This window comes from Stenotrophomonas sp. P5_B8 (assembly GCF_054049855.1).
In genome coordinates this window covers 1-2,836 of the sequence record NZ_JBFULO010000463.1, presented here as the reverse complement: position 1 = coordinate 2,836, position 2,836 = coordinate 1, and the positions used below count along the sequence as shown (strand labels likewise).

General features: G+C 66.2%; 3 protein-coding genes. All 3 read left to right on the top strand.

Going from position 1 to position 2,836, the window contains the following annotated elements; translation table 11 throughout:
* Nucleotides 1–197: DUF2306 domain-containing protein (locus ACXJKH_RS18080; protein ID WP_457321403.1), on the top strand; the 197-nt coding region annotated here is incomplete at its 5' end.
* 449 nt (nucleotides 198–646) lie between these two features.
* Nucleotides 647–1,198 (top strand): sugar dehydrogenase complex small subunit, encoded by a 552-nt coding sequence (locus tag ACXJKH_RS18075; protein ID WP_457321401.1) that lies wholly within the window; start codon nucleotides 647–649, stop codon nucleotides 1,196–1,198.
* Between the two features lie 48 nt (nucleotides 1,199–1,246).
* The coding region (locus ACXJKH_RS18070; RefSeq protein WP_457321399.1) for a GMC family oxidoreductase at nucleotides 1,247–2,836 on the top strand (1,590 nt) is incomplete at its 3' end.

Here is a 2,836-nt window from a genome sequence, read left to right as displayed (position 1 = left end):
ATGTCGCCCTGACGCTGGCCGCCGTGACATTGCGCATCTACCTTCCGTCTTCGATGGTCGCCGGGATCCCCTTTGACTTCGCCTACCCGGTGATCGCATGGCTATGCTGGGTTCCAAACCTGCTGGTCGCAGAGCTTTGCTTCAATGGTTCCACTGCAGCGCCGTTGGAACCCATGCTGGCACGCGATACCGCGTAACGGCGCACACGGCAGCAGGTGAGCCCTACCGCTTGGGCGGCGGCGGTGCCGCGTCAGACGCGGCGCCGGAGTCCTGCTGTGCGGACGCGGCAGTACCACTTCCGCCACCGGGCACGTTGCGTGCGGCCGTGTTGCCTGCGGCAGGGGCAGGCGCAGGGGCCGGCTGTTCGATGGCGTCGGCGTGCTGGCCTTGATCGGTCCGCTCGGGTTTGCTGCAGGCCGACAATGTCAGCAGGGCGACGGCACTCAACACCGCGATTCGCATGGCCCGTCTCCAGTAATGATCAGACCCCGAGTTGTAGCCACGGGACCGTCGGCGGTCCGTGAACGCCGTCTCGATCACTCCGTGACGACAGTCACATGCTRTAAGGTATGCCGCGTCGGCGCTCGTCCGTCCCGTGATGTACGGGTCGGGAGCCGAGCACGTCACGGAGCACGGAGTCCACAACATGCGTATTCCCGAGGGACTGGAAGCAGGTCGACAGGCACGGGGCCTGACGCGACGGCACTTCCTTCTGGCCATGGGTTCGGCTTCGCTGCTTGCGGCCTGCCACGGGAAAATGCCTGCGACGGCGGTGAGTACCGCACCCGATGCTGCGCCCGCCACCGACGCCAATGCCGCCTTCCTCCGGCTGTCCGAAGCCCTCACCGACAAGCGCGACCTGGACCCAGCCACCGCTGACCGGATCGAAAAGGCATTTGCCACGCTGCAGCCCGACGTCCATGCCCGGTTTCCCGCGCTTATCGCGCTGGCGACCCGGACGGGTGGGGCGCAGGCACTGCTGGCTGCGGCCGGCGACGCGAGGCCGGCGGCGCTGGCGATCATCACCGCCTGGTACACCGGCACCGTGGGTAAAGGCGTCCATGCCGTCACCGTGTCCTATCGCGATGCGCTGATGCAGCGCCCTGCCGAGGATGGCCTGTTCCCGGCGACCTACGCCCAGGGCGGGCCCGCATGGTGGACCGCCGAGCCGCCCGCACCGATCCGAGCACGCGCCTGACACCTGCGCGGTCATCTTCTTTTCCTGCAATTGATCTGGATACCCCTCATGAAAGCTCCGGTTTTCCGTGATGGCGACGTCGATGCCGACGTCGTGATCGTCGGTTCTGGCGTCGTTGGCGCATTGATCGCCCACCAGCTGGTCCGCGCTGGCAAATCCGTGCTGATCCTGGAGGCCGGCCCTCGCTTGAACCGTTCCGACGTCGTCGAGAACTGGCGCAACGCCAGCTTCGAGCGACGCATCGGTAGCGATTTCCAGGGGCCGTACCCGCAATCGAAGTTCGCCACCGCGCCGCTGTACTTTCCGGCCAACGATTACGTCGGCCTGACCGGCCCCGATGCCAGCAGCTTCCACCAGGGCTTCATCAAGGCCGTGGGCGGCACGACCTGGCACTGGGCCGCGTCGTGCTGGCGGCACCTGCCGGTGGACTTCAAGATGCAGACCGCCTACGGCGTCGGTCGCGACTGGCCGATCAGCTACGAAGACATCGAGCCGTACTACTGCCGCGCCGAAGAAGCCATGGGCGTGTCCGGACCGAACGACCCGGCCCAGCAGAGCCCGTCCGAGCGCTCCAAGCCCTACCTGGCCGACATGATTCCGTGGGGCAACGGCGACAAGGTATTTGCCGAGGTGGTCAATCCGCACGGCTACAACCTGGTGCCGATTCCGCAGGGGCGCATGATCAAGCCGTGGAATGACCGGCCTGCCTGCTGCGGCAACAACAACTGCCAGCCGATCTGCCCGATCGGGGCCATGTACAACGGCGTCCACACGGTCCAGGCCGCCGAGGCCCTGGGCGCCAAGGTGCTGGACGAATCGGTGGCCTACAGGATCGACACCGATGCGCAGAACCGGGTGACGGCCATCCATTGGTATGACAGCGACAAGGTCAGCCACAAGGCCACCGGGCGCAGCTTCGTGATCGCCTGCAACGCGCTGGAAACCCCGCGCCTGCTGCTGCTCGCGGCCAACGAACAGAACCCGAACGGGATCGCCAATTCGTCCGATCAGGTCGGGCGCAACATGCTGGATCACTCCGGCTTCCACTGCTCGTTCATCGCCGATCGGCCGATCTGGCTGGGCCGGGGGCCGGCGCAGTCCAGCTGCATGGTCGGGCCGCGCGACGGCGCGTTCCGGTCGCAGTACTCGGCCACCAAGATCATCCTCAACAACATCAGCCGCGTGCCCGTCGCCACCGATCAGGCGCTGAAGATGGGGTTGACCGGTGACGCGCTGGACGCGGAAATCCGCCGCCGCGCGATCTACGGCGTGGACCTGTCGATCAGCCTGGAACCCCTGCCGGATCCGACCAACCGCCTGACCCTCTCCACCACCCGCGTGGATGGCCACGGCCTGGCCTGCCCGGACATCCATTACTCGCTGGGCGATTACGCACGCAAGGGTTACGACAAGTCCTGCGAACAGCTGCGACACATCGGCACGCTGTTCAACGCCGAAGAGTTCGTCATCACCACCTCGCTCAATGCGAACAACCACATCATGGGATCGACCATCATGGGCGCCGATCCGCGCGACTCGGTGGTCGATGGCGATTGCCGCGCACATGACCATCCGAACCTGTGGCTGCCCGGTGGCAGCGCGATGGTCTCGGCCAGCGTGGTCAACAGCACCCTGACC

Excerpts from the sequence above, each read along its gene's own strand:
- ACXJKH_RS18075 (WP_457321401.1), top strand. The coding sequence starts at position 647 with ATGCGTATTCCCGAGGGACTGGAAGCAGGTCGACAGGCACGGGGCCTG.